The sequence below is a fragment of the Arthrobacter sp. AL12 genome, from assembly GCF_029960645.1.
Classification (GTDB): Bacteria; Actinomycetota; Actinomycetes; order Actinomycetales; family Micrococcaceae; genus Arthrobacter.
Map to the genome: position 1 here is coordinate 1 of NZ_JASBQY010000017.1, position 22,899 is coordinate 22,899.

Here is a 22,899-nt window from a genome sequence, read left to right on the forward strand (position 1 = left end):
ACCCAGCCCCGGACGAAAGCCCGCCCCCGGACGAAGGACCGGGCCAGGATCCCGACCTGGACCTGCCCGCGGACCCGGACTGGGACCTCGAATCGGGTCTGCCCGCGGAACCGGGCTGGAATCCCGACCTGGACCCGCCCGCGGACCCGGGCTGGAATCCCGACCTGGACCTCCCCCCGGACCCCGTGAGGTGTGTCAAGGATGTGAGACAGTCGGTTGGTTTTTTCGGCTATTTAGGCGGCGGCTTGGAGCCTGGTGCTGTCGGTCTTGAAGCGGGCCATGGCGGTGGCTGGCGGTAGTCCGTCATTGTTGCTGTGGGGTCGCCAGCGGTTGTAGAAGACCTCGATGTAGCGCATGACCCCGCGCCGGGCTGCCTGCCTCGTGGTGAAGCTGTGGTGATGGTAGAACTCATTCTTCAGGGACGAGAACGCCGATTCCGCGACGGCATTGTCCCAGCACACCCCCGTCTCTCCCATCGACTGACGGATCTGGTTCCCCCGGCACCAGGCCCCCATTTCGCGGGACGTGTATTGGGTGCCGCGGTCGCTATGGAAGATCGCGTCGGGCTGCATGTATCCACGGTCCCTGGCCATCTTCAGCGCACCGGTCGTGAGGGAGGCGCGCATATGGTCAGCCATGGCCCAGCCGACGATCATGCGGGTGCACAGGTCGATGACGGTGGCCAGATACAGCCAGCCTTCATCGGTGCGCAGATAGGTGATGTCTCCGACGAGCCTGGTCCCGGGAGCTGCTGAGGTGAAGTCCCGGCCGATGAGATCAGCAAAGACCTTGTCCGGATCCGAGGGGATCGTGGTGCGTTTGAATGCGCGCATCCGTTTCGCGGCCCACCCGTTCTCCGCCATGATGGCGGCGACGGTGCCGACGGAGACCTCGATGCCGGCTGCGGCCAGCTTCGTGTGGACCATCCGGTGTCCGAAGATCCCGTCCGAGGAATCGAACATCGTCTTCACCTGTTCTGTGAGCTCCAAATGCCGGAGGGCCGTCGGGGATTCCTCCGCGTCCAGCCAGCGGTAATACGAGGCCCTGGAAATGCCCAGCCGACGGCACATCCACTCGATGGGAAACTGCGCGTCCTTCGCCTGAACGAGACGGTAGAGATCCTCTACCGTTGTTCTTTGGCGAAGAACGCGGAAACTTTTTTTAGAAAATCGTTCTCCCGTTCGACCTCGCGCAGCCGGGCTTCCAGTGCCTTGTACTTCGCGGTATCCACCGGATCATCGGGCTTGCCACCCGCCCCGGCTGCAGCATCACGGTGCAGCTGCACCCACCGCTTCAGCGCCGTAACGGAGACGCCGACTTCCGGGGCGACGGACATGGGTGACCGGCCGGAAGAAATCACAAGATCCACGGCATCGGCTTTGAATTCATCGGAATAGGTTGGTCTAGCTGGCATGAGCACAATCCTTTCAAACTGTGTCTCACATCAGTAGTACACCTCACCGACCGGGACCCCGAACCGGACCTCACCGCGCATCCGGGCTGGGATTCCGATCTGGACCTCGCCCCGGACCCCAACCTGGAACTACCGCCGGACCCCTTCCCGGACTGGGACCACTTCACTTCCGGGCACGAATTCCCTACAGCAGAACCAGAGGATCCGCCGTGGCCTGCGCTCCGCGATGGTCACTACCCGGAATGCCTGCAGCTCCAATTCGGTGAACGACCCTAGTCGTCCTCGTCGCCCTTTTCCCAGGACTCGTTGCGGGCCTTGACCTTCTCGAGGGCGTGCTCAGCTTCTTCCCCCGTCTTGTACGGGCCAATCAGCTGGCTCCAATCGGACATGGCGTCCTCTTCAACCTCGTGCGTATTGACGTTGTACCAGTACTCCGGCATCGATGCTCCTCAGCTGATATTTCTTGGCCGTTGTTTATTTGCCTCCGGCCGCGCCTTATATGATCAATGTATGCCTTCTCTCGCCTCGACTGCACCCATCGGTACCCTGGTCCCGGGAGCCGTCAGTCCGCAGCTTCCCGTTCCGGCGTCGATCCCGCGTCCCGAATACGTGGGTAAGCCCGCACCGGCCAAGTTCACCGGCTCCGAGGTCAAGTCGGCGGAGACCATCGAAAAGATCCGCATCGCCTCGCGGATCGCCGCGCAGGCGATCGTGGAGGTCGGGAAACACATCCAGCCCGGTGTCACCACGGACCAGCTGGACCGGGTGGGCCACGAGTTCCTGCTCGACCACAACGCGTACCCGTCGACCCTCGGCTACCGCGGCTTTCCGAAGTCCCTGTGCTCGTCGTTGAACGAAGTCATCTGCCACGGCATCCCGGACAGCACTGTGGTCCAGGACGGGGACATCCTCAACATCGACATCACCGCCTTCATTGGCGGCGTGCACGGCGACACCAACTACACCTTCCGGGCCGGGGACGTCGACGAAGAATCCCGGCTGCTCGTAGAGCGCACACAGGAGTCCCTGAACCGCGCCATCCGTGCAGTGGCCCCCGGCCGTGAAATCAACGTGATCGGCCGGACCATCGAGTCCTACGCCAAGCGCTTCGGCTATGGTGTGGTCCGTGACTTCACCGGACACGGTGTGGGTGAGGCCTTCCACACCGGCCTGATCATCCCGCACTACGACGCCGCCCCCGCCTACAACACCGTCATCGAAGCCGGCATGGTCTTCACGATCGAACCGATGCTGACGCTTGGCACCGTGGACTGGGACATGTGGGCCGATGACTGGACCGTCGTGACCCGCGACCGCAAACGCACCGCACAGTTCGAGCACACCCTGCTTGTCACGGAGTCCGGCGCCGAAGTCCTGACGCTCCCCTGATTCCCGCTCCACCAGAAGATCCCGGTCTTCGCCCGTCGGCCCTGGGCCGCACCCTCCTAGCCCCGCCCCTGCCACGAACGGAACCACATTGGCCAAGAAGGACGAGAAGTCGAAGAAGAACGCCCCGCTGATCGGCATCGACATCGGTGGCACCGGCATCAAGGGCGGGATAGTGGACCTGAAGAAGGGGAAGCTGGTCGGTGACCGCCTGCGCATGCCCACCCCGAAGCCTTCCACACCCGAATCCGTGGCCGAGGTTGTTGCCCAGGTTGTCGCCGAGCTGTCCGCCCGTCCCGATGCTCCGGCTCCCGACTCGCCGGTGGGCGTCACCTTCCCCGGCATCATCCAGCACGGCGTCGTCCACTCCGCCGCCAACGTCGACAAGTCCTGGCTGGAAATGGACATCGACGCGATGCTGACCGCCCGCCTGGGCCGGCCCGTGGAGGTCATCAACGACGCCGATGCCGCCGGCCTCGCGGAGGCCCGCTACGGCGCCGGCGAGTTCATAGAGGGCACAGTGCTGGTCATTACGCTCGGCACCGGCATTGGCTCCGCCTTCATTTTCGACGGCAAACTTGTCCCCAATGCCGAACTCGGACACCTGGAAATTGACGGATTCGACGCCGAAAGCAAAGCCTCGGCAGTGGCCCGTGAGCGGGACGGCCTGAGCTGGGAGGAGTACAGCGTGCTGCTGCAGCGCTACCTGTCGCACGTGGAGTTCCTCTTCTCCCCCGAGCTGTTCATCATCGGCGGAGGCATCTCGAAGCGCGCCGACGAATACCTGCCGCGGCTGCAGCTGCGCACGCCCATCGTTCCGGCTGAGCTGAAAAACGACGCCGGCATCGTGGGCGCCGCCCTCGAGATCGCCCTGAAACACAAGCTCGCCAAGTAGCCAAAAAGAGCTATCACTGCGGGTCGTTCTGAATGCTGGGAACGACCCGGAGTGATAGCTCTTTTGTTACGTGGTGCCGGTGGTGGCCGCGGCTTCCCCTCCGTTGCCACCACCGGAGTCTGTGAGCCGGCGCTCATGGAACGGCCTTAGAGCGCGCCCTGCTGCTGGCTCGTGCCCTCGCGGCCCTTGGTCTCGGCCTCATGGCGGAGCAGCGAGATGGCCGCCTCGAAGTCCTCCAGGGATTCGAAGGCCTGGTAGACACTCGCGAAGCGCAAGTAGGCGACCTCGTCGAGCCGCTGGAGCGGGTTCAGGATGGCGAGGCCGACTTCATGCGCGTCGATTTCGGCGGCGCCCGAGGCACGGATCGCCTCCTCAACTTCCTGGGCCAGCATCGCGAGGTCGTCCTCGGTGACGGGACGGCCCTGGCAGGCCTTGCGGACGCCGTTGATGACCTTGCTGCGGCTGAACGGCTCACCGACACCGGACCGTTTGATCACGGTGAGGCTGGTGGTCTCGACCGTGGTGAACCGGCGGCCGCACTCGGGGCACTGCCGGCGCCTCCGGATGGCGGAACCGTCGTCGGCGATCCGGCTGTCCACCACACGCGAATCAGGGTTCCGGCAAAACGGACAGTACATGACGTTTCCTCCCCTGTCGCAAGCAAACGGCCGGACGGTGATCGCCGGTGCAGATCGCCGGTGCAGATCGCCGTTGTAAATCGCCGTTGTAAATCGCCGGAGCGGTTGGCTCCGTCATCAGTTTACGACTAGATGTAGCTGAATAACAAGCCTGTAATTACTACATGTTGTGGTCAGGCGCCCTGCGGGAACCGGGCGGTGACCGCCTCGCCGTGCGCCGGCAGGTCCTCCGCCCCGGCCAGGCTTACGATGTGGCCGCTGACCTCGGCCAGGGCTGCGCGGGTGTAGTTGACCACCTGAATGGCGCGCAGGAATGTGGTCACGTTCAGCCCCGAGGAGAACGCTGCGGTGCCGCTGGTCGGCAGGACGTGGTTGGAGCCGGCGCAGTAGTCGCCCAGGCTGACGGGGCTGTAGTCCCCCACGAAGATCGCCCCGGCGCTGCGGATCCGGCCCGCGACGCCTGCCGCGTCCGCCGTCATGATTTCCAGGTGTTCGGCGGCGTAGGCGTTGCATGCCGCGATGCCCTGATCCAGATTGTCCACCAGGACGACGCCGGACTGCGGGCCAGAGAGGGCCTCGCGGACCCGAGCGCTGTGCTTGGTCGCTGCCGCCTGGCGCTCCAGTTCCACCCGGACGGCGGAGGCGAGGTCCTCGGAGTCCGTGATCAGCACGGATGCCGCCTTGGGGTCGTGCTCGGCCTGGCTGATCAGGTCGGCCGCGACCAGGTTCGGCTGTGCCGTGGCGTCGGCGAGGATCGCGATCTCGGTGGTGCCGGCCTCGGAATCGATGCCGACGACGCCCTTGACGAGGCGCTTCGCCGTGGCGACGAAGACGTTGCCCGGGCCGGTGACGACGTCGACTGGGTCCAGTCCGGCCTGGTCCTCCCGGGCGGGGATGCCATAGGCGAAGGCCGCGATCGCCTGGGCGCCGCCGATGGCGTAGACCTCGTCAATCCCCAGCAGGCACGCCGCAGCGAGGATCGTGGGGTGCGGGAGCCCGCCGAAGTCCTTCTGCGGCGGAGATGCCAGGGCGATGGATTCAACGCCGGCGGCGAGGGCCGGGACGACGTTCATGATCACGGAGGACGGGTAGACCGCCAGGCCGCCCGGAACGTAGAGGCCCACGCGCGCCACGGGGACCCAGTTCTGGCTGACCACCGCGCCTTCGCCGAGTGCCACGTCGGTGTCCGCGGGCCGCTGGGCATCGGCGAAAAGCCGCGCGCGCCGGATGGACTCCTCCAGAGCCGCGCGCACGGCGGGATCCAGGCCGGCCAGGGCCGCCGCCAGCGCGTCGGCGGGGACCCGGGGGTGCGACTGCTCCACGCCGTCGAAGGTCCGGGCGAGCTCGCTGAGCGCCTCGAAGCCCCGGGTCCGGACGGCGTCGATGATGTCCAGGACTTTGTGCTCGGCATCGGCCATGGTGCCGGCCTGCGCCCGGGGCACCGCCGCGCGGAGGCCGGCGAGGGTCAGATGCCGGCCGCGGAGGTCGACGGTGCGGAAATTGGGATCGGCGGGAACCGGGGGCGCAGTAACGGCGGGCACGGAGCGGTCAGCTGAAGGGGTCACCCGTTTATTTTACGGGCAGTCCCGGCGGGGTCCCGCGCCTGTTACATCGGGCTGCCGGTTCGGGCTGCCCGCGTCCCGTGGTCAGGCCCCGGGCTCCGCTTCCGGCGTCGTAAAGACGGTGTTCAGGAAGATGGCCAGCGCGGTTGCAGCCGGCCAGATCGCGAGGACAGCGACGGACCGCAGTGAGAAGGCAATACTGGCGCTGGCCGACGTGTCCTCGGGCGTTCCCCACCAGAGGCCGCACACGACGCCGGTCGCCCAGGCCGCGAGGGCGCCCAGTGCGCCGGCACCGACGGCGAGTACAACGTCCCGGCCGGACGGCGGGTTGTGCTTGCTGCCGGAGGCGACGGCCCCGGCAATGCAGCCGGCGAGCAGGAACAGTCCCGCCAGCACCAGGTCCCGCGGCAGCCACCCCTCGGTGTTCCCGCCGCTCCGCAGCTCCGGATTGCCCGAGAGCAAGTTCAGCCCGGAGGGCGCAAGGAGCCACCAGAGCAGCCCCACCGGGATGCCGGCGGCGGCGATGACAGCGGCCATCCGCCACGACGTGGCGCGGACGCCGGCATCGTGGACCGGCCGGCCGGACGAATCGTCCGGAGCGGAACCCGGGAGCGGGAACCGGGGAGTGTCCTGCGGGGCATCCTGCGGGACCTGGCCGTGCACTGCGGGCTGTGTCATGCAACAAACCGTAACAACCTTTACCGCGGTGGGGCAGATGACACCGTGCGTCCATGGATCTCGTCCCCGGACGTCGTTCCACATGACGCCTCCGGGTAAACAAGTACCGCGGCCGTTCACGGGCGCAATACGCTGGCAGGTAGGAACATCACACACGTGCAGCAGGGAGTTGGATCGCAGTGGCCACAGAGGACCAAGCCTTCGAGGGAACCTTCAAGGAAATGTTCCGCCGGCATGCGGCCGGCGTGGCCATCATCACCGCCAACTTCAACGGCGTTCCCTTCGGTTTCACAGCAACCTCGGTGGCCTCGCTCTCGGCGAAGCCGCCCCGGTTCACGTTCAACATGGCCCGCACGTCAAGCTCCTGGCCGGCTGTCGCCAACACCACATACATCGGCGTCCACATGCTGGGGCTGGACAACCAGGCGCTGGCGGACCGCTTTGCCCGGACCAGCAACCGCTTCGAGGGCGATCACTGGGCGCTCGGGCCCCATGAGGTGCCGATCCTGAATGACGTGGCCGGCTGGCTGATCGGCAAGGTCCAGATGCGCCTCTCCTTCGAGAACAACGCCGTGGTGGTGGTTGAGGTGGTCGAAGGTGAGGTGGGCGCCGACGGCGCTCCGTTGCTGTACCACTCGGGCGCCTACGGCCAGCCCGCGCCGCTCGATTACGAGATCTGACCGGCTACTTCGCTACCCGAGGTGACACTTGATGCCGGTGTTTTGCAGCGGCATGGGCGTCAACTGCCACCTCGCGGGTCCACAGCCCAACCCGGGCCGGCGACCCCTGCCTGTCAGTTGTCCAGGCAGGTCGGGCCGAGCAGCACTTTCAGGTCCCCGAACAGGGAGGGACTGGGGTTCACTCGCAGATGCACGGGCAGGCCCATGATCTCCACCCTGGAGTCGCCCTGCAGGTGCAGCCGGACCTCGGACTTGCCGCGGTGGGTGCGCAGCACGTCCCCGAGCTCGGTCACGACCGCTTCGGTAGCCTTGTGGGTCTGCATGGTGATCACCACCGGGCCGTTGAGGCCCTCGCTGAGGTCCGGGACGGACAGTTCCATGCAGTTGAGGGCGACGGCGCCGTCATCGCGGCGCTGCAGCCTTCCCTTGACCACCACGATCAGGTCTTCCGCGAGCACGGAGGCGATGGGGCCGTAGACCTGCCCGAAGAACATCACCTCAACGGAACCGCCCAGGTCCTCGATCTCCGCGCGGGCGTAGGCGTTGCCGCTGGCTTTCGCGATCCGCCGGCTCAGGGAGGTGATCATGCCGGCGATGGTGACGATGGTGCCGTCGTGCGGGCCGTCCTCGGCGATGAGCGAGGTGATGGACTGGTCGGCGTGCTGGCTCAGGAGACCCTCGAGCCCCTGCAGCGGGTGGTCGGAGACGTACAGGCCGAGCATGTCCCGCTCGAAGGAGAGCTTGTCCTTCTTCTCCCATTCGGGCAGGTCCGGGATCTCGATGCTCAGCGAGGCCTCGGATTCGGCCTCGTCGAACCCGGCGAACAGGTCGAACTGGCCGATCGCCTCGTTGCGCTTGAGCGTGATGACGGAGTCGATCGCTTCTTCGTGGATCAGCGCCAGGGCGCGCCGGTGGTGGCCCAGCGAATCGAACGCGCCGGCCTTGATCAGGGACTCAATGGTGCGCTTGTTGCAGACCACCGCCGGGACCTTCACCAGGTAGTCCTTGAAGGAGGTGTAGGCGCCTTCCTTGTCCCGGGCGGCCACCATGGCCTCGACGACGTTGACGCCGACGTTGCGGATGGCCCCCATGCCGAAGCGGATGTCGGTGCCGACGGGGGTGAAGTTCAACGCGGACTCGTTGACATCCGGCGGCAGCACGGTGATGCCCATGCGCCGGCATTCGTTGAGGTAAATCGCCGACTTGTCCTTGTCGTCCCCGACGCTGGTGAGCAGGGCGGCCATGTACTCGGGCGCGTAGTGGGCCTTGAGGTAGGCGGTCCAGTAGGAGATCACGCCGTAGGCGGCCGAGTGGGCCTTGTTGAAGGCGTAGTCGGAGAACGGCAGCAGGATGTCCCAGAGGGTCTTGACCGCGGCCATGGAGTAGCCGTTGTCCTGCATGCCCTGGGAGAAGCCGGCGAACTGCTTGTCCAGCTCGGATTTCTTTTTCTTGCCCATGGCGCGGCGCAGGATATCGGCCTGGCCCAGGGTGTAGCCGGCGAGCTTCTGCGCCACGGCCATGACCTGCTCCTGGTACACGATCAGGCCGTAGGTTCCACCGAGGATTTCAGAGAGCGGTTCCTCCAGCTCCGGGTGAATCGGGATGACGTCCTGGATTTTGTTCTTGCGCAGGGCGTAGTCCGTGTGCGCATTGGCGCCCATGGGGCCGGGCCGGTAGAGGGCCAGCACGGCGGAGATGTCCTCGAAGTTGTCGGGCTTCATGAGCTTGAGCAGGGACCGCATCGGTCCGCCGTCGAGCTGGAACACCCCAAGGGTGTCTCCCCGGGCCAGCAGCTCGTAGGACGCCGTGTCGTCGAGTTCCAGCGCCTCCAGGTCAAGGTCCTCGCCGCGGTTCATCTTGATGTTCTCGAGGGCGTCGGAAATGATCGTGAGGTTCCGCAGTCCGAGGAAGTCCATCTTGATCAGTCCGAGGCCCTCAGACGTCGGGTAGTCGAACTGCGTGATGACCTGGCCGTCCTGGAAACGGCGCATGACCGGAATGACGTCGATGATCGGATCCGAGGACATGATGACGCCGGCCGCGTGGACGCCCCACTGGCGTTTCAGGCCCTCGATGCCGAGCGCCGTTTCGAACACCTTGGCGGCCTCCGGGTCCGTGGCGATGAGTTGCCGGAAGTCACCGGCCTCGCTGTAGCGCTTGGAGTCCTTGTTCTGGATGTCCGCCAGCGGGATGTCCTTGGCCATCACGGCCGGCGGAAGGGCCTTGGTCAGCTGCTCGCCCATGCTGAACGGGTAGCCCAGCACACGTGATGAGTCCTTAAGCGCCTGCTTGGTCTTGATGGTGCCGTAGGTGACGATCATCGCGACGCGTTCGTCGCCGTATTTGCGGGTGACGTAGTCGATGACTTCGGAGCGGCGCCGGTCATCGAAGTCGACGTCGAAGTCGGGCATGGAGACGCGGTCCGGGTTGAGGAAACGCTCGAAGATCAGGCCGTGGTGCAGCGGATCGAGGTCGGTGATGCGCATGGCGTAAGCCACCATGGACCCGGCGCCGGAGCCACGTCCGGGACCCACCCGGATCCCATTGTTCTTGGCCCAGTTGATGAAGTCGGCCACGACGAGGAAGTAGCCCGGGAAGCCCATCGAGGTGATGACGCCGAGTTCGTAGTCAGCCTGGGTGCGCACCTTGTCCGGGATGCCCTTGGGATAGCGGTACTGGAGGCCCTTGTCGACCTCCTTGACCAGCCAGGACGTTTCGTCCTCCCCCTCCGGGCAGGGGAACCGGGGCATGTAGTTGGCGCCGGTGTTGAAGGATACTTCGCAGCGCTCGGCGATCAGGAGGGTGTTGTCGCACGCCTCCGGGTGGTCGCGGAACAGCTCCCGCATCTCCTGCGGCGACTTCAGGTAGTACCCGCTGCCGGAGAAGGCGAAGCGCGAGCCTCCGTTGTCGTACGTGGGCTCCAGCAGGGTGGAGCCTGACTGGATGGCCAGCAGGGCCTCGTGCGCCTTCGCGTCGTGCTCGTGGGTGTAGTGCAGGTCGTTGGTGGCCACCAGGGGCAGGTTCAGTTCCTTGGCGAGGCGCAGGAGGTCGCCGGTGACGCGCCGCTCGATGTCCAGGCCGTGGTCCATGAGTTCGCAGAAGTAGTTCTCGGCGCCGAAGATGTCGCGGAACTCGGCGGCCGCCTCCACGGCTTCGCGGTACTGCCCGAGCCGGAGCCTGGTCTGGACCTCACCGGAGGGGCAGCCGGTGGTGGCAATCAGGCCTTCGGAATAGGTGTTCAGCAGCTGGCGGTCCAGCCGGGGCCATTTGCCGAAGACAGAGTCCAGGGAGGCGATCGAGGAGGCGCGGAACAGGTTCCGCATGCCCACGTTGTTGTAGCTGAGCAGCGTCATGTGGGTATAGGCGCCACCGCCCGAGATGTCGTCCTTGCGCTGGTTTTCCTCGCCCCAGCGGACGCGGGTCTTGTCCGTGCGCGCCGTCCCGGGCGTGACATAGGCCTCGACGCCGATGATCGGTTTGATGCCCTGGTCGGTGGCCCGTTTCCAGAAGTCGAAGGCGCCGAAGAGGTAGCCGTGGTCCGTCGTGGCGAGGGCCGGCATGCCGAGCCGTTCGGTTTCGTCGAACAGTTCACTGAGCCGGGCGGCGCCGTCCAGCATCGAGTACTCGGTGTGGTTGTGGAGATGGACAAACGAGTCGTTGCTGGAAGTCACCGAATCATTCTAGTGCCGCGCACCGACCTTTCGGCGCGGCACCCCGGCCGCCGACCGATCTGACAGGTCACATCCGGCGGCGCAGCAGGCGCGTCAGGCCTGTCCGGACTCCAGGACCTCCAGCGCGTACCGCAGGTCCTGCGGGTACTCGCTGGTGACCGTGACCCGCTCCCCCGTCCGGGGATGGTCGAAGCCCAGCTGCCGGGCGTGCAGCCACTGCCGGGTGAGCCCGAGCGTGGCGGCGAGCCGCGGGTCCGCGCCGTAGGTCAGGTCACCGGCGCAGGGGTGGCGCAGGGCGGAGAAATGGACCCGGATCTGGTGGGTGCGGCCGGTCTCGAGGTGGACTTCCACGAGCGAGGCCTTCCCGAATGCCTCCAGGACCTCATAGTGCGTGATCGAGTCCCGGCCGTCCTCGATCACGGCGAAACGCCAGTCGTGGCCCGGGTGGCGGCCGATCGGCGCGTCAATGGTGCCCGCCAGCGGATCCGGAAGGCCCTGGACCACGGCGTGGTAGACCTTGTCCACGGTCCGCTCCTTGAAGGCGCGCTTGAGCGCGGTATACGCCTCTTCGGTTTTGGCAACCACCATCACCCCGGACGTCCCGACGTCGAGCCGGTGGACGATGCCGGAGCGTTCCGGGGAGCCCGACGTGGAGATCCGGTAGCCAAGGCCGGCCAGGGCGCCGACGACCGTGGGTCCCACCCAGCCCGGGGAGGGATGCGCGGCCACGCCGACCGGTTTGTCGATGACGACGAACTCGTCATCGTCCAGCAGGATGTTCAGGCCTTCCACTACTTCCTCCACAATTTCCAGGGGGTCCCGGCGTGCCGGGACGGTGACGTCGAGCACGGCGCCGGGGGCGAGCTTGGCCGACTTTCCGACCGCTTTGTCCTTGCTGATCACGTTGCCGTCCGCGATCAGCGTGGCGGCCTGTGAGCGGGAAATGTCCATGAGTTTCGCCAGCCCGGCATCCACCCGGCTTCCCGCCAGTTCATCGGGCACCACAAACCGGTAGGAGGCGGCAGCCGTCGCGCCGCCTTCGACGTCGGCCGAGACGTCGTCGTCGACGTCTTCGGGCAGGATGTCCTCCGATGGGGCACCGGCCGGGGCCAGGTCCTTCGGGGCCAGGTCCTCTGGGGCCAGGTCCTCGGGCGTGTTGGCTTCAGGCGCCGTGTGCTCAGGAGTCATGTTTCACTGTGTCCTTCGTCAGGTGGGTGCCGTCCAGGGAGATCCCGCGCAGCGTCAGCAGGCAGATGATCACCACGGAGGACACCACGGCCGAATCGGCGATGTTGAAGATCGCGAAATTGGGGAGCTGGATGAAGTCCACGACATGGCCCATGGCGAATGAGGGCTCCCGGAACAGCCGGTCCGTGAGGTTGCCCAGGGCGCCGCCGAGCAGCAGCCCGAGGGCCAGCGCCCACCAGAGCGACCCGAGCTTGCGAAGCTGCAGCAGGATGGCGATGGAAACCGCCGTCATGATGATGGTGAACACCCAGGTGACGTTTTCGCCGATCGAGAACGCAGCCCCGGAGTTTCGGATGTAGTACCAGTGCAGCAGCGGGGGCAGCACCGGGATCCTCTCCCCCTCGGTCATGTTCCCGGTAACCCACAGCTTGGTCAGCTGGTCGAAGACGTAGGCGAACACCGCCAGGCCAAAGAAGACGGCGAACAGCAGCGCGCGCCGCGGCCTGGTGGGACCAGCGTGGGCCGGTTCGGCGGGCTGCGTGGCGTCGGGTGTTGGTGCGTCAGTCATAAGGCTTTCGTTCGCGGGCCAGTGCGGGGACTGGGAGCTGGTGCTTGGTCACGGCCGCCGGAGGACCGATAAATGTCACTGGGTAACACCAAAAGCCGGCGGCCGAGGAATCCTCAGCCACCGGCTTTCAGAATACTTGCTTATTGCCCTAGCTGCTGGCTTCGACCTCAGGGGCCGCGACGGAGCCGCGGGCATCCAGGTCACGCAGCTGGCCTTCGATGTAGGCCTTCAGGCGTGAACGGTAGTCACGCTCGAAGCCGCGGAGCTGTTCGACCTTGCGTTCCAGCACGGAACGCTGCTGCTCAAGGGCGCCGAGGATCTTGCGGGACTTCTCCTGCGCGTCGTTGACGAGGCTGCTGGCCTCGATCTGCGCCTCGGCGATGATTTTGTCGCGCTGCTGCTCGCCGTCGGCGACGTGCTTGTCGTGCATCTGCTGCGCCATGGCCAGCAGGCCTGCAGCGGACTCGGCTGCCGGGGAAGCCACGGTGCGTGCCGGGGCGGCTGCCTGCTCGGATTCCTTCTTCTTGGCAGCCTCAGCAGCCTCAGCAGCCTTGGCAGCCTCAGCGGCCTTGGCCTCGGCATCTGCCTTGGCGCGGTCATCCTTCTCGACCTTGACGGGTGCCGGAACCTTTTCCACGACGGGAGCCGCGGCGGCGGAGCTGGCAGGCGTGCCGGCGCCCAGTTCGGCGAGCTTCTTGCGCAGCTCGTCGTTCTCCTGGTTCAGGCGCCGCAGTTCGACGACGATCTCGTCCAGGAAGTCATCAACTTCATCCTGGTCGTAGCCTTCGCGGAACTTGGTCGGCTGAAAGCGCTTGTTGACAACGTCTTCTGGCGTCAAAGCCATCTGGTCACCTCGTTGGTCTAGTTAGTCAGTAGGCCTTTCGGCCGTCAAACTACGGTACCTAAATATGGTCTGGTTACTCTAATTCAACACCGCAGTGTCAAACCGGAGTTTCAATCTGTTGGCGGCTGCGGACCGGGTCCGCGGGCCGGCTACGCCACGATGGGCTGGGAAACCACCAGGAACTTGGCTACCGACATGGCAATGGTGACTGCCACGAAGAGCAGCAGGAAGCCGAGGTCCAGGGAGATTCCGCCCAGCCGCAGCGGCGGGATGAGCCGCCGGAGCAGATTGAGGGGCTTGTCTGTGACGGAATACACAGCGTGCGCGGTGACGAGGGCGGCGCCGCGCGGCCGCCAGCTCCGCGCAAACATCTGCACCCAGTCGAAGATCAGCCGGATGATGAGGGCAACAAGGAACAACAGCAGGGCGATATAGACAAGTCCGAAAACAATTCCCATGAGTTAACTCATATCTCCATGTTCATTCCGGATACCGCGGTGTCCTCTTGATAGTTATGCCTCTATTTCAACACGGAAAATTCAGCAAGGATGCCAGACAAGGTGTCCTTGCCTGGCATCCGTCGGAAGAATCCCCGTCTAGCTCTGGTTGAAGAAGGTGGCCTGTGTCTCGCTGACCTTCTTGTCATCGCCGATGACTTCAACGTACGACGGCGACAGCAGGAAGACCTTGTTGGTGACCCGTTCGATGCTGCCGCGGAGTCCAAAGACCAGCCCGGCGGAGAAGTCGACAAGTCGTTTGGCGTCTGCTTCACCCATGTCCGTGACGTTCATGATGACGGGGATGCCGTCCCTGAAGCTTTCACCGATGATTTTGGCGTCGTTGTAGGACCGCGGGTGGATCGTGGTGATCTGGCGGAGTCCGGTGTGTTCTTCACGGCTTGACGCCGCTCGCTTGATGGGTGTCACAGGTGCGCGATATTCCTCTTCAGCGGCGTAGGGCTCTTCCTTGGGGACCTCGCGGACAGGCGCCGCTGCGCGGCGTTCCTCGCGGTCATGATCCATGGAATTGTCCTCATCCTTGTGCGATGTTTGGTGCTCGGACTCATAGTGTTCGTCGCCATCAGCGAGCCCAAGATAGATCATTGTCTTGCGCAGAGCGCCGGCCATGGTCGACTCCTAATCGTGTCCGTCAGCGGGCCGATCATTTGACTTAGTAGCCTTGGAATCCCCGCCATTACCTTCCAATACGTTGAACCTACCGCAACGCCGGACGCGGACCGAGAATATCGGAGCCAACACGCAGGTGTGTCGCCCCGAACCGGACGGCCTGTTCCAGGTCCTGGCTCATGCCCGCGGAGATGCCCGTGGCGCCGGGATGGACGGCGGACAGCCCGGCGGACAGCTCCGCGAGCTTCTCGAACGCCGGGGCCGGATCCGCGCCGAAGGGAGCGACCGCCATCACGCCGGCCAGGCGGAGTCCCTCCGCTGCGGCCAACTGCTCCGCCAGAGCCGGGACGTCTGCCGGCAGGGCGCCGCCGCGGTGGGCGCCCGCGTCGTCGTCGAGGCTGATCTGGATAAAGCATTCCAGCGGCGCCCGCCCGGTCCGCTCCTGTTCGGCGGCCATGGCCTTGGCCAGGGCGCCGGCCAGTTGCCGACGGTCCACGGAGTGCACGGCGTGGGCGTATTTGACGACGGACTTGGCCTTGTTGCTCTGGAGCTGGCCGATGAAGTGCCAGCGGAGCTGCAGCCCGCCCAGTGCGGCGGCCTTCTCCGCGGCCTCCTGGTCCCGGTTCTCGCCGACGTCGGTGATGCCGAGCGCGGCGAGCCGCCGGACGTCGTCGGCCGGGTGGAATTTGGTGACCACAATCAGTTGGGGCGGCCGCTCCTGCCGTCCGGCCGCCGCGACGGCGGTATCGATGCGCTGCCGGACGGCGGCGAGCCGCTCGCGGAGCTGCTCCAGCCGGGGATCGTGCTGCCCGGGTGCGGGCTCGTGTTCAGTCATCCGCTCATTCACTCATTTGCTCATTCACCCGATGGGGCCCCGCCGGGGTGCCGGGGGCGTCGGTCCATACGAGTCCGGCGAATCGTCCGGTGTTCGGGTCACGGCGGTAGGAGAACAGGGTGTCGTCTTCCAGGGTGCAGCCCCCGGAGTATTCGACCCTGACGCCGGCGTCCTGCAGTTGGCTGCGGACGGCGGCCGGCAAGTCCAGGCCGGGGGTGCCGCGGGAGGTGGTGCACCGGGCCGCGGGGACCACGGCCGCCACGTCCTCGCGCATGTCGCCGGGGACCTCGTAGCAGCGCCCGCAGACGGACGGGCCGATCCAGGCGCCCAGCCCCGCCGCGCCCAGTGCGTGCATCCGCGCCACCGCTGCCGGGACGACGCCGGACGCGACGCCGGGCCGTCCGGCGTGCACCACTGCCAGGACGGGCGCTTTCCCGCCGGCCCCGTCCCCCACCAGGACGATCGGCACACAGTCCGCCACCATCACGGCCAGGGGTTCACCGTAGGACACCATGGCGTCCGCGGTGGGGGCACCAGCAACCGGGGCACCCGTTCCGGCCGCCGCCGAGGCGGCGCCAATGCCGGCGACGATGTTGCCGTGGACCTGGTTCATGTACTGGAAGGGCCGGCCGGACAGCCCCAGCGCCGCCTCGATGGCCCGGCGCCGGCGTCCGACCTCGGCCGGGTCGTCGCCGACATGGAGCGCCAGGTTCCCGGCGCCGGCGTCGGTGAAGGCCACCCACACGCCGGGCCGGACTTCCGCCCGCCACGAGAACACTCTGAACCCCAAATCGTTGCCAGAACTTGTTTGCAGAACTTCGATCCTACGAGAAAGCACCATGGCACTGCCATCCGGCAGTGCCATGGTGCTTCAGGACCTACTTGAGGAAGTCAGGGACATCCAGGTCGTCGGAGTGACGGCCGGACAGGTCCGGCTCCACGACGGACGGCAGATCGACGTCGAAGCCGGAGTCTGCCGGGACTGCTGACGGGCGCTGCTGGCCCCAGCCGCCGTAGCCGGAGGCACCGACCGTGGCGTGCAGCGGCTGCACCTGGGCCGAGGCCGGAGCCTGGGCCGGGGCTGCTGCCGGCGCTGCCGGACGCTGCGGAGCCGACTGCGGAAGGGACTGGTCCATGGACGGCGAGGTGGCCTTGACGTCGTCGAAGCCGGCCGCGATGACCGTGACGCGGGCCTCGTCGCCGAGGGCGTCGTCGATGACCGCGCCGAAGATGATGTTGGCCTCGGGGTGGGCCACTTCCTGGACGAGGCGGGCCGCCTCGTTGATTTCGAAGAGTCCGAGGTCCGAGCCGCCCTGGATGGACAGCAGCACCCCGTGGGCTCCGTCGATGGATGCCTCCAGCAGCGGGGAGGCGATGGCGAGCTCGGCGGCCTTGACCGCGCGGTCCTCGCCGCGTGCCGAGCCGATGCCCATCAGCGCCGAGCCCGCGCCCTGCATGACGGACTTGACGTCCGCGAAGTCGAGGTTGATCAGGCCCGGGGTGGTGATCAGGTCGGTGATGCCCTGGACACCGGACAGCAGGACCTGGTCGGCGGAACGGAACGCGTCGAGGACGGAGACGTTGCGGTCGCTGATGGAGAGCAGCCGGTCGTTCGGGATGACAATCAGGGTGTCGACTTCGTCGCGGAGGGCGTCGATGCCGGCTTCGGCGGAGCCGGCGCGGCGGCGGCCTTCGAAGGTGAAGGGGCGGGTGACAACGCCGATAGTCAGCGCGCCGAGCGATCGGGCGATGCGGGCCACGACGGGCGCGCCGCCGGTGCCGGTGCCGCCGCCTTCGCCGGCGGTGACGAAGACCATGTCCGCGCCGCGGATGACCTCTTCGATTTCCTCGGCGTGGTCCTCTGCAGCCTGCCGGCCGACCTCCGGGTTCGCACCGGCTCCCAGGCCGCGCGTCAGCTCACGCCCGATGTCGAGCTTGACGTCTGCATCGCTCATCAACAGTGCCTGAGCATCGGTGTTGACCGCGATGAATTCGACGCCGCGAAGACCCACCTCGATCATGCGGTTGACTGCGTTCACGCCACCGCCGCCGATGCCGACGACCTTGATGACGGCCAAGTAATTCTGCGGAGCTGCCACGTTACGTGTCCCTTGTTCGTGTTCTATTGCGCTATTGCGAAAACTGATGGAGTCGGGCTTGAAGCTTTAAACCCTAACCTTCGAGTTGAAGGTTATAGTTATGTCAAGTAACTCATGTTGTGACGCTATTTCCTATGCCGGGGACATTCAATTACCGGCGCCGCGTGTCGCGGTATTAGCGGAGAAAAAGCTTCCCGGAAGTGATCGGCGGCTATCGGGTGACCGGGTGCCGCGGCACGCTGACATCGTAGGTCCGCACCGGGTTTTTGGGGTCCGCGGGTGCCTTCAGCAGGGCCTCGAGGACTTTTGCCTTGAGCTCCTTCTCCCCCGCGTTGCCCCAGACAATCGTCTGGCCGTCGACGAGCTTGAGCTCAACGGCGTCCACTGACTTCGCCGACGCGTTCGAGAGCCTGGCCAGCACATCGGCCGGCAGGGCCCCCAGGACTTCGGTGATCGCATGGAACAGGTCCTTGGGAAGGGTGCCGCCTCCGCCGTCGATGACCGGAAGCGGAATCGAGGCCGGGTCTGCGTTGTCGCTGAGCTTCACGCCCTCGACGTCGACGAGCTGGTGCGCCTCGCCCTGTCTGACCAGCGCCACCGGCACCCGTTCGGTCACCGTGACCTGCAGCGCCGACGGCGGGCGGGCCTCGGCGGTGACCTTCTTGACCTGGACCAGCGGCTGCAGGAGGGCGGCCACGTCGTTGTCGCTGATCTGCGGCAGCGGCTTGCCCTGCAGCGGCGCCAGGGCCGTCCGGACCTGGTCCGGTGTCAGCAGCCTGGTCCCCTCCACGGTGATTGTCTGGACGGCCAGGACCGGCGAATAGACGGCGGCGGCCAGGATGCCCCCGATCAGCACCACCAGGGCCGCGATGGTGCCCTGCAGGATGCGCCTGCGGCGTTTGGCTTTGGGCTCCGGGAAGGACAGCACGTTGTCCGGGGCCGCCGGGGCGGTGGCCTGGCCGACGGCGGGGCTGTCCTTGGAGGCGGAGATGACGTCGGAAGAGCCCGACTCCCCCCGCGCCGCGGGCGGCCGCCGTGGGCCCGCCCGGTAGCTGGGCCGGCGGGTGCTAGGCACCGTGGACGCCGTTGGTCAGGGCCGCGTCGTTCAGGCCACCGTTGTTCAGGGCAGTGACGATCAGCGGCCCGTAGGCGGTGACATCGCCGGCTCCGACCGTGAGCACGATGTCCCCCGGCGCGGCAGCGGAGACAACGGACTGCACGGCCTCGTCGCCCGGTCCGACGAGCCGGCCGCCGGCGCCAAGGTGCGCCGCGATCAGCTGGCTGCTGACGCCAGGAATCGGATCCTCGCGGGCGGGGTAGATGTCCAGGACCAGTGCGGTGTCGGCGGTGTTGAGCGCCGCGGCGAACTCCCGGGCGAATTCCCGGGTCCGGGAGAACAGATGCGGCTGGAAGAGGACGTGCAGCTTGTGGCCGCCGGCCACCGACCGGGCGGCGGACAGGGCGGCCCGCACTTCGGTGGGGTGGTGGGCGTAGTCGTCGTAGACCCGGACCCCTCGGCCCTCGCCTTTGAATTCGAAGCGCCGGGACGCGCCCGTGAAGTGGGCCAGGGCTCCGGCGGCCAGGCCGGGGTCCACTCCGAGTTCCAGGGCGACGGCGAAGGCGGCCGCCGCGTTCAGCGCGTTGTGCCGCCCGGGGACGTGCAGGTCGAGGGCGAAGCGTCCGGCAGGGGTGGTGATCGCGACGAACCCGGGGCCGCCGTCGTGCAGCACAACCTGGGCGTCATCGCCGGTGCCGTAGAGCACGACGCGCGTGTTGCCGCGCTCCAGGGTCCGCTGGGCAAGGGCCAGTGCGCCGGGGTCGTCCGCGCAGGCAACCAGCACGCCGTCGGCCGGGAGCAGTGCGGTGAAGCGGTCGAAGGAGGCGTAGACGGCCTCGGCGGTGCCGTAGTAGTCGAGGTGGTCCGGCTCCACGTTGGTCACGACGGCGATCTGCGGGCGGTAGTTCAGGAAGGACCCGTCGGATTCGTCGGCTTCCGCGACGAAGACCGGCGAGCTGCCGCTGGCGGCGTTGACGCCCAGCGCCGGGACGTTCGCGCCGATGGCGAAGGACGGGTCCAGGCCGGCGCCCTGCAGGAGGACGGTGATCATCGACGTCGTGGTGGACTTGCCGTGGGTGCCGGCCACGGTGACGGCGGTGTCCTGGGCCATCGCGGCCGCCAGGGCCTCGGAGCGGTGCAGCACGGGCAGTCCGGCGGCCCGTGCCGCTTCGAGTTCGGGATTGTCCGGGCGGATGGCTGAACCGGCGACCACGCTTTGCGCGTCGCCGAGGTTGGCAGCGTCGTAGCCGACGCAGATCCGCGCGCCGGCGGCGGCCAGGTCCGCCATGACCGGCAGGTCCTTGGCGTCGGACCCGCTGACCGGCAGGCCGCGGGCCACCAGGATGCGGGCCACGGCGGACATCCCGACGCCGCCGACGCCGATGAAGTGCACGCGGCCGAGGTCGTCCCCGGTGCGGGCCGCCGCGGGGGCGTGCTGGTGTTCGGGCTGGGTCATTGCGTTACCGCTTCCTGCTCTGCTGCGTCGAGGATTTTGCTTTCAACGACCTTGCCGGCCGCGATTGTGCCTGCCGCGACTTCGTGCCCGCCGTGGCCGCCGTGTCCAGGATGAGGCCGGCCATGCGCTGGTCAGCGTCCCGGATGCCGAGCTGTTCGGCGCTGGCCGCCATCCGGGCGAGCCTGTCGGGGTCCTGAAGCAGCGGGATGATGTGCTCCCGGACCCAGCCGGGCGAAAACGCGCTGTCCTCCACGAGCAGGGCGGCTCCCGCTGCGACGAGTCCGGCGGCGTTGAGCGCCTGTTCGCCGTTGCCGATCGGCAGCGGGACGAAGACGGCGGGCAGGCCGACGGCGGCGACCTCGCAGACCGTCGCGGCACCGGACCGGGCCAGCAGCAGGTCGGCCGCGGCGTACACGGTTTCCATGCCGTCGACGTATTCGCGCTGCTGGTAGCCCGGGGCCGCGAGGGGCTTGCCGTTGGCGTCGTGGACTGCCTTGCCGCGCCCGGTGAGGTGCAGGGTCTGGATGCCGGCCTCCGCGAGGAGGCCGGCCGAGGCGGCGATGGTGCGGTTGATGCTTTGGGCGCCTGAGGAGCCGCCGGTGACAATCAGGGCCGGTCGGTCCGGGTCCAGGCCGAGGGCGGCCCGGGCCGCGGTCCTCGCTGCGGTCCGGTCAAGGCCGGAGATTTCCTTGCGCATCGGCATGCCGACGTGCCGGGAGGCGCCCAGCCTGGTGGCGGCGAAGGCCACGGCGACGTGTCCGCCCAGCCGGGATCCCACGCGGTTCGCCAGTCCCGGGCGGGTGTTCGCCTCGTGGATGACGATGGGGATTTTCCGGCGCCAGGCGGCGAGGTACATCGGGGTGCAGACGTACCCGCCGACGCCGACCAGGACGTCCGCTTTGGCCTCGTCGAGGATGACGCCGGCCTGTTTCACCGCGCCGGCCAGCCGTCCGGGGAGCCGGAGCAGGTCCATTGAGGGCCTGCGCGGGAAGGGCACCCGGCTGACGGTGGCGAGTTCCAGTCGCGCGGCCGGGACCAGCCGGGCTTCCATCCCGCCGGGTGTTCCGACGGCCAGGAGCCGCACCCCGGGGCGGGCCTCGCGGAGTGCGTTCGCGATGGCCAGGAGCGGGCTGATGTGCCCGGCTGTTCCGCCGCCGGCGAGGACGACGGACAAAGAGGGATCGGTAGTCATGGAGGGCCTATTTACGCTTTCGTGCGGGATTGCTGGGGGCGGGCGTTCTTGCGGTCCGTGCTCCGGCGGCAGGTGTTCCGCCGGCCGACGTGCCGGTGGCCGGCGCTCCGGCGGCCGACGTCCCGGCAGCCTTTCGGGCCGGGGTGGGCCCGGCGGCCGGATAGTTGCCGGGCTTTCCGGTATGGCCGGGTTTCCCGGGTTTGCCGGGCTTTCCGGTATTCCCGGGCTTCCCGGGCTTCCCGGCCGCGGTGCGCGCCGCGGTGCGCTTCCGCAGGGAGGCCGCGAGTCCGGCCGGGCCGAACCTGAACAGCCGTTTGGGCTGCAGGGCGGGTGCCATCTGGGCCCGGGCCAGTGACAAGACTACGCCGATCGCACACAGCGACATGAGCAGCGCCGAGCCGCCGTAGGAAATGAACGGGAGCGGGATTCCCACCACGGGGGCCAGCCCGGTGACCACGGCCATGTTGACCGTCGCCTGGCCGAGCAGCCAGACCATGATGGTGCCGGCCAGGACCCGGTGGAACATGGCCTTCTGGGCCACCACCACGCGGTAAATGGCGGTGCCGAGGATGGCGAAGAGAACCAGCACCACCAGGGTTCCGACGAGTCCAAGCTCCTCGCCGATGATGGCGAAGATGAAGTCATTGTGGGCTTCCGGGATCCAGCTGTACTTCTGCCGGCTTTGGCCCAGCCCCACCCCGAACCATCCGCCGGAGGCGAGCCCGTAGAGGCCGTTGGTGGACTGGTAGTTCAGGTCAGAGCCATCCGCGCAGGTCTGCCCGGTCCAGGACAGGATGCGGCACACCCGGTTGGGGCTGGTAATGGCCAGGACAGCGGTGGCGGCGGCGAGGAAAATCCCGGCGATGCCGAACAGGTACAGCCGCACTCCGGCGAAGAACAGGGCGGCCGCCACGATCATCATGACGATCATGGCAGTGCCGAGGTCGTTGCCCATGAGGATGAGCCCGATCACTCCGGCAGCGCCCGGGAGCACGACGGGGATCAGGGCATGCTTGGCCTGGGAGAGCAGTTTGGCCTTGCGGTCCAGGACGGTGGCCATCCACAGGGCCAGCGCCAGTTTGGCCGCCTCGGAGGGCTGGAAGGTGAAGGGTCCGACGTCGATCCAGTTCTGGTTGCCGAGGGCGCTGCGGCCAACGAGCAGCACGAGCACCAGCAGCACGAACGCCATGAGGATGGCGATCCAGGCGCCGCGCTTGAGCCAGACCACATTGACCCGCGAGAGCAGGAACATGAAGAACAGGCCGATCCCGGCGAACATTCCCTGCTTCAGGGCCGCGGTATAGGGCGACTCCCCTGCCGCGATGGCTTCGACGCTGGAGGCGGACAGCACCATCATGATGCCGATGGCCGTCAGTGCCAGGGTGGAGCCCAGGATCAGGTAATACGTGGAGCCGTTGCGGGACTTCCCGGTGCCTTCCAGGGCGGACCAGAAGCCCCGGTGCCAGCCCTGGGCTTTCCGGAGGGCCGCTTGCGGGCCGGCGCCGGCCCCGGGCGCGGGGGCGGGGGCTTTGGCTGCCGCAGATTTCGCGGCGGGGGCGTTGGTTGCGGCCGGTGCGGCCGCTGGGTGACGTGTGGGCGTGCTGACCAT

General features: G+C 67.2%; 21 protein-coding genes and 1 pseudogene. 3 read left to right on the forward strand and 19 right to left on the reverse strand.

The annotated features are described in order from the left end of the window. Positions 1-233: 233 nt before the first annotated feature. From QK291_RS15675 to QK291_RS15685, 3 genes and pseudogenes are all read right to left on the reverse strand, one after another. A pseudogene (locus tag QK291_RS15675) lies at positions 234-1,109 on the reverse strand (IS3 family transposase); the annotation flags it as partial. Between the two features lie 14 nt (positions 1,110-1,123). Further along, complete coding sequence (locus QK291_RS15680; protein ID WP_282383673.1) at positions 1,124-1,414, reverse strand: transposase; 291 nt, start codon at positions 1,412-1,414, stop codon at positions 1,124-1,126. A 272-nt stretch (positions 1,415-1,686) separates the two neighbouring features. After that, positions 1,687-1,854, reverse strand: coding sequence for an SPOR domain-containing protein (locus QK291_RS15685; protein ID WP_282383591.1), 168 nt, complete (start codon positions 1,852-1,854; stop codon positions 1,687-1,689). 70 nt (positions 1,855-1,924) lie between these two features. Between QK291_RS15685 and map the strand changes: the two genes are divergently transcribed. Then, complete coding sequence (gene map / locus QK291_RS15690; RefSeq protein WP_282383592.1) at positions 1,925-2,803, forward strand: type I methionyl aminopeptidase; 879 nt, start codon at positions 1,925-1,927, stop codon at positions 2,801-2,803. 88 nt (positions 2,804-2,891) lie between these two features. Continuing rightward, positions 2,892-3,695 carry a polyphosphate--glucose phosphotransferase gene (gene ppgK / locus QK291_RS15695; protein WP_282383593.1) on the forward strand — a complete coding sequence of 268 codons (804 nt, stop codon included), beginning with the start codon at positions 2,892-2,894 and terminating at the stop codon, positions 3,693-3,695. Positions 3,696-3,841: 146 nt separating this feature from the next. Here ppgK and nrdR read toward each other — a convergent pair whose 3' ends face one another. The 3 genes from nrdR to QK291_RS15710 form a co-directional block, all read right to left on the reverse strand. Then, complete coding sequence (gene nrdR, locus QK291_RS15700) at positions 3,842-4,333, reverse strand: transcriptional regulator NrdR (protein WP_282383594.1); 492 nt, start codon at positions 4,331-4,333, stop codon at positions 3,842-3,844. 173 nt (positions 4,334-4,506) lie between these two features. Continuing rightward, positions 4,507-5,874 (reverse strand): histidinol dehydrogenase, encoded by a 1,368-nt coding sequence (hisD, locus tag QK291_RS15705; RefSeq protein ID WP_282383674.1) that lies wholly within the window; start codon positions 5,872-5,874, stop codon positions 4,507-4,509. Between the two features lie 105 nt (positions 5,875-5,979). Continuing rightward, positions 5,980-6,573, reverse strand: a complete 594-nt coding sequence (locus QK291_RS15710; RefSeq protein ID WP_282383595.1) for a hypothetical protein — start codon at positions 6,571-6,573, stop codon at positions 5,980-5,982. Positions 6,574-6,794: 221 nt separating this feature from the next. On the opposite strand from QK291_RS15710, the gene QK291_RS15715 reads away from it, so the two are divergent. Continuing rightward, on the forward strand, positions 6,795-7,253 hold the full coding sequence (locus QK291_RS15715; protein ID WP_282383675.1) for a flavin reductase family protein: 459 nt from the start codon (positions 6,795-6,797) through the stop codon (positions 7,251-7,253). A gap of 113 nt (positions 7,254-7,366) precedes the next feature. On the opposite strand, the gene dnaE is transcribed toward QK291_RS15715, so the two are convergent. From dnaE to ftsW, 13 genes are all read right to left on the reverse strand, one after another. Then, the gene (dnaE, locus tag QK291_RS15720) at positions 7,367-10,924 is read right to left on the reverse strand and encodes a DNA polymerase III subunit alpha (protein ID WP_282383596.1); all 3,558 of its coding nucleotides are present in this window, start codon (positions 10,922-10,924) and stop codon (positions 7,367-7,369) included. 93 nt (positions 10,925-11,017) lie between these two features. Further along, positions 11,018-12,112, reverse strand: a complete 1,095-nt coding sequence (locus QK291_RS15725; RefSeq protein ID WP_282383597.1) for an RluA family pseudouridine synthase — start codon at positions 12,110-12,112, stop codon at positions 11,018-11,020. Then, positions 12,102-12,680 carry a signal peptidase II gene (gene lspA / locus QK291_RS15730; protein ID WP_282383599.1) on the reverse strand — a complete coding sequence of 193 codons (579 nt, stop codon included), beginning with the start codon at positions 12,678-12,680 and terminating at the stop codon, positions 12,102-12,104. The genes QK291_RS15725 and lspA overlap by 11 nt, the downstream gene beginning before the upstream one ends. A gap of 148 nt (positions 12,681-12,828) precedes the next feature. Next, positions 12,829-13,524, reverse strand: a complete 696-nt coding sequence (locus tag QK291_RS15735) for a DivIVA domain-containing protein (protein ID WP_282383600.1) — start codon at positions 13,522-13,524, stop codon at positions 12,829-12,831. A gap of 149 nt (positions 13,525-13,673) precedes the next feature. Then, the gene (locus QK291_RS15740) at positions 13,674-13,982 is read right to left on the reverse strand and encodes a YggT family protein (protein WP_282383601.1); all 309 of its coding nucleotides are present in this window, start codon (positions 13,980-13,982) and stop codon (positions 13,674-13,676) included. A gap of 138 nt (positions 13,983-14,120) precedes the next feature. Continuing rightward, positions 14,121-14,651 carry a cell division protein SepF gene (sepF, locus tag QK291_RS15745; RefSeq protein WP_282383602.1) on the reverse strand — a complete coding sequence of 177 codons (531 nt, stop codon included), beginning with the start codon at positions 14,649-14,651 and terminating at the stop codon, positions 14,121-14,123. Positions 14,652-14,739: 88 nt separating this feature from the next. Beyond that, positions 14,740-15,486 (reverse strand): YggS family pyridoxal phosphate-dependent enzyme, encoded by a 747-nt coding sequence (locus tag QK291_RS15750; RefSeq protein WP_282383603.1) that lies wholly within the window; start codon positions 15,484-15,486, stop codon positions 14,740-14,742. A gap of 4 nt (positions 15,487-15,490) precedes the next feature. Next, positions 15,491-16,264 carry a polyphenol oxidase family protein gene (locus QK291_RS15755; RefSeq protein ID WP_282383605.1) on the reverse strand — a complete coding sequence of 258 codons (774 nt, stop codon included), beginning with the start codon at positions 16,262-16,264 and terminating at the stop codon, positions 15,491-15,493. Between the two features lie 100 nt (positions 16,265-16,364). After that, the gene (gene ftsZ, locus QK291_RS15760) at positions 16,365-17,585 is read right to left on the reverse strand and encodes a cell division protein FtsZ (protein ID WP_282383607.1); all 1,221 of its coding nucleotides are present in this window, start codon (positions 17,583-17,585) and stop codon (positions 16,365-16,367) included. A gap of 211 nt (positions 17,586-17,796) precedes the next feature. Further along, positions 17,797-18,660: an FtsQ-type POTRA domain-containing protein gene (locus tag QK291_RS15765; RefSeq protein WP_282383608.1), complete on the reverse strand. Its 864-nt coding sequence runs from the start codon at positions 18,658-18,660 to the stop codon at positions 17,797-17,799. Next, positions 18,653-20,098, reverse strand: coding sequence for a UDP-N-acetylmuramate--L-alanine ligase (murC, locus tag QK291_RS15770; RefSeq protein WP_282383609.1), 1,446 nt, complete (start codon positions 20,096-20,098; stop codon positions 18,653-18,655). Before murC ends, QK291_RS15765 begins: the two co-directional genes overlap by 8 nt. Positions 20,099-20,102: 4 nt before the next feature. Further along, on the reverse strand, positions 20,103-21,290 hold the full coding sequence (gene murG / locus QK291_RS15775; protein WP_282383610.1) for an undecaprenyldiphospho-muramoylpentapeptide beta-N-acetylglucosaminyltransferase: 1,188 nt from the start codon (positions 21,288-21,290) through the stop codon (positions 20,103-20,105). Positions 21,291-21,297: 7 nt separating this feature from the next. Next, complete coding sequence (gene ftsW / locus QK291_RS15780; RefSeq protein ID WP_282383612.1) at positions 21,298-22,899, reverse strand: putative lipid II flippase FtsW; 1,602 nt, start codon at positions 22,897-22,899, stop codon at positions 21,298-21,300.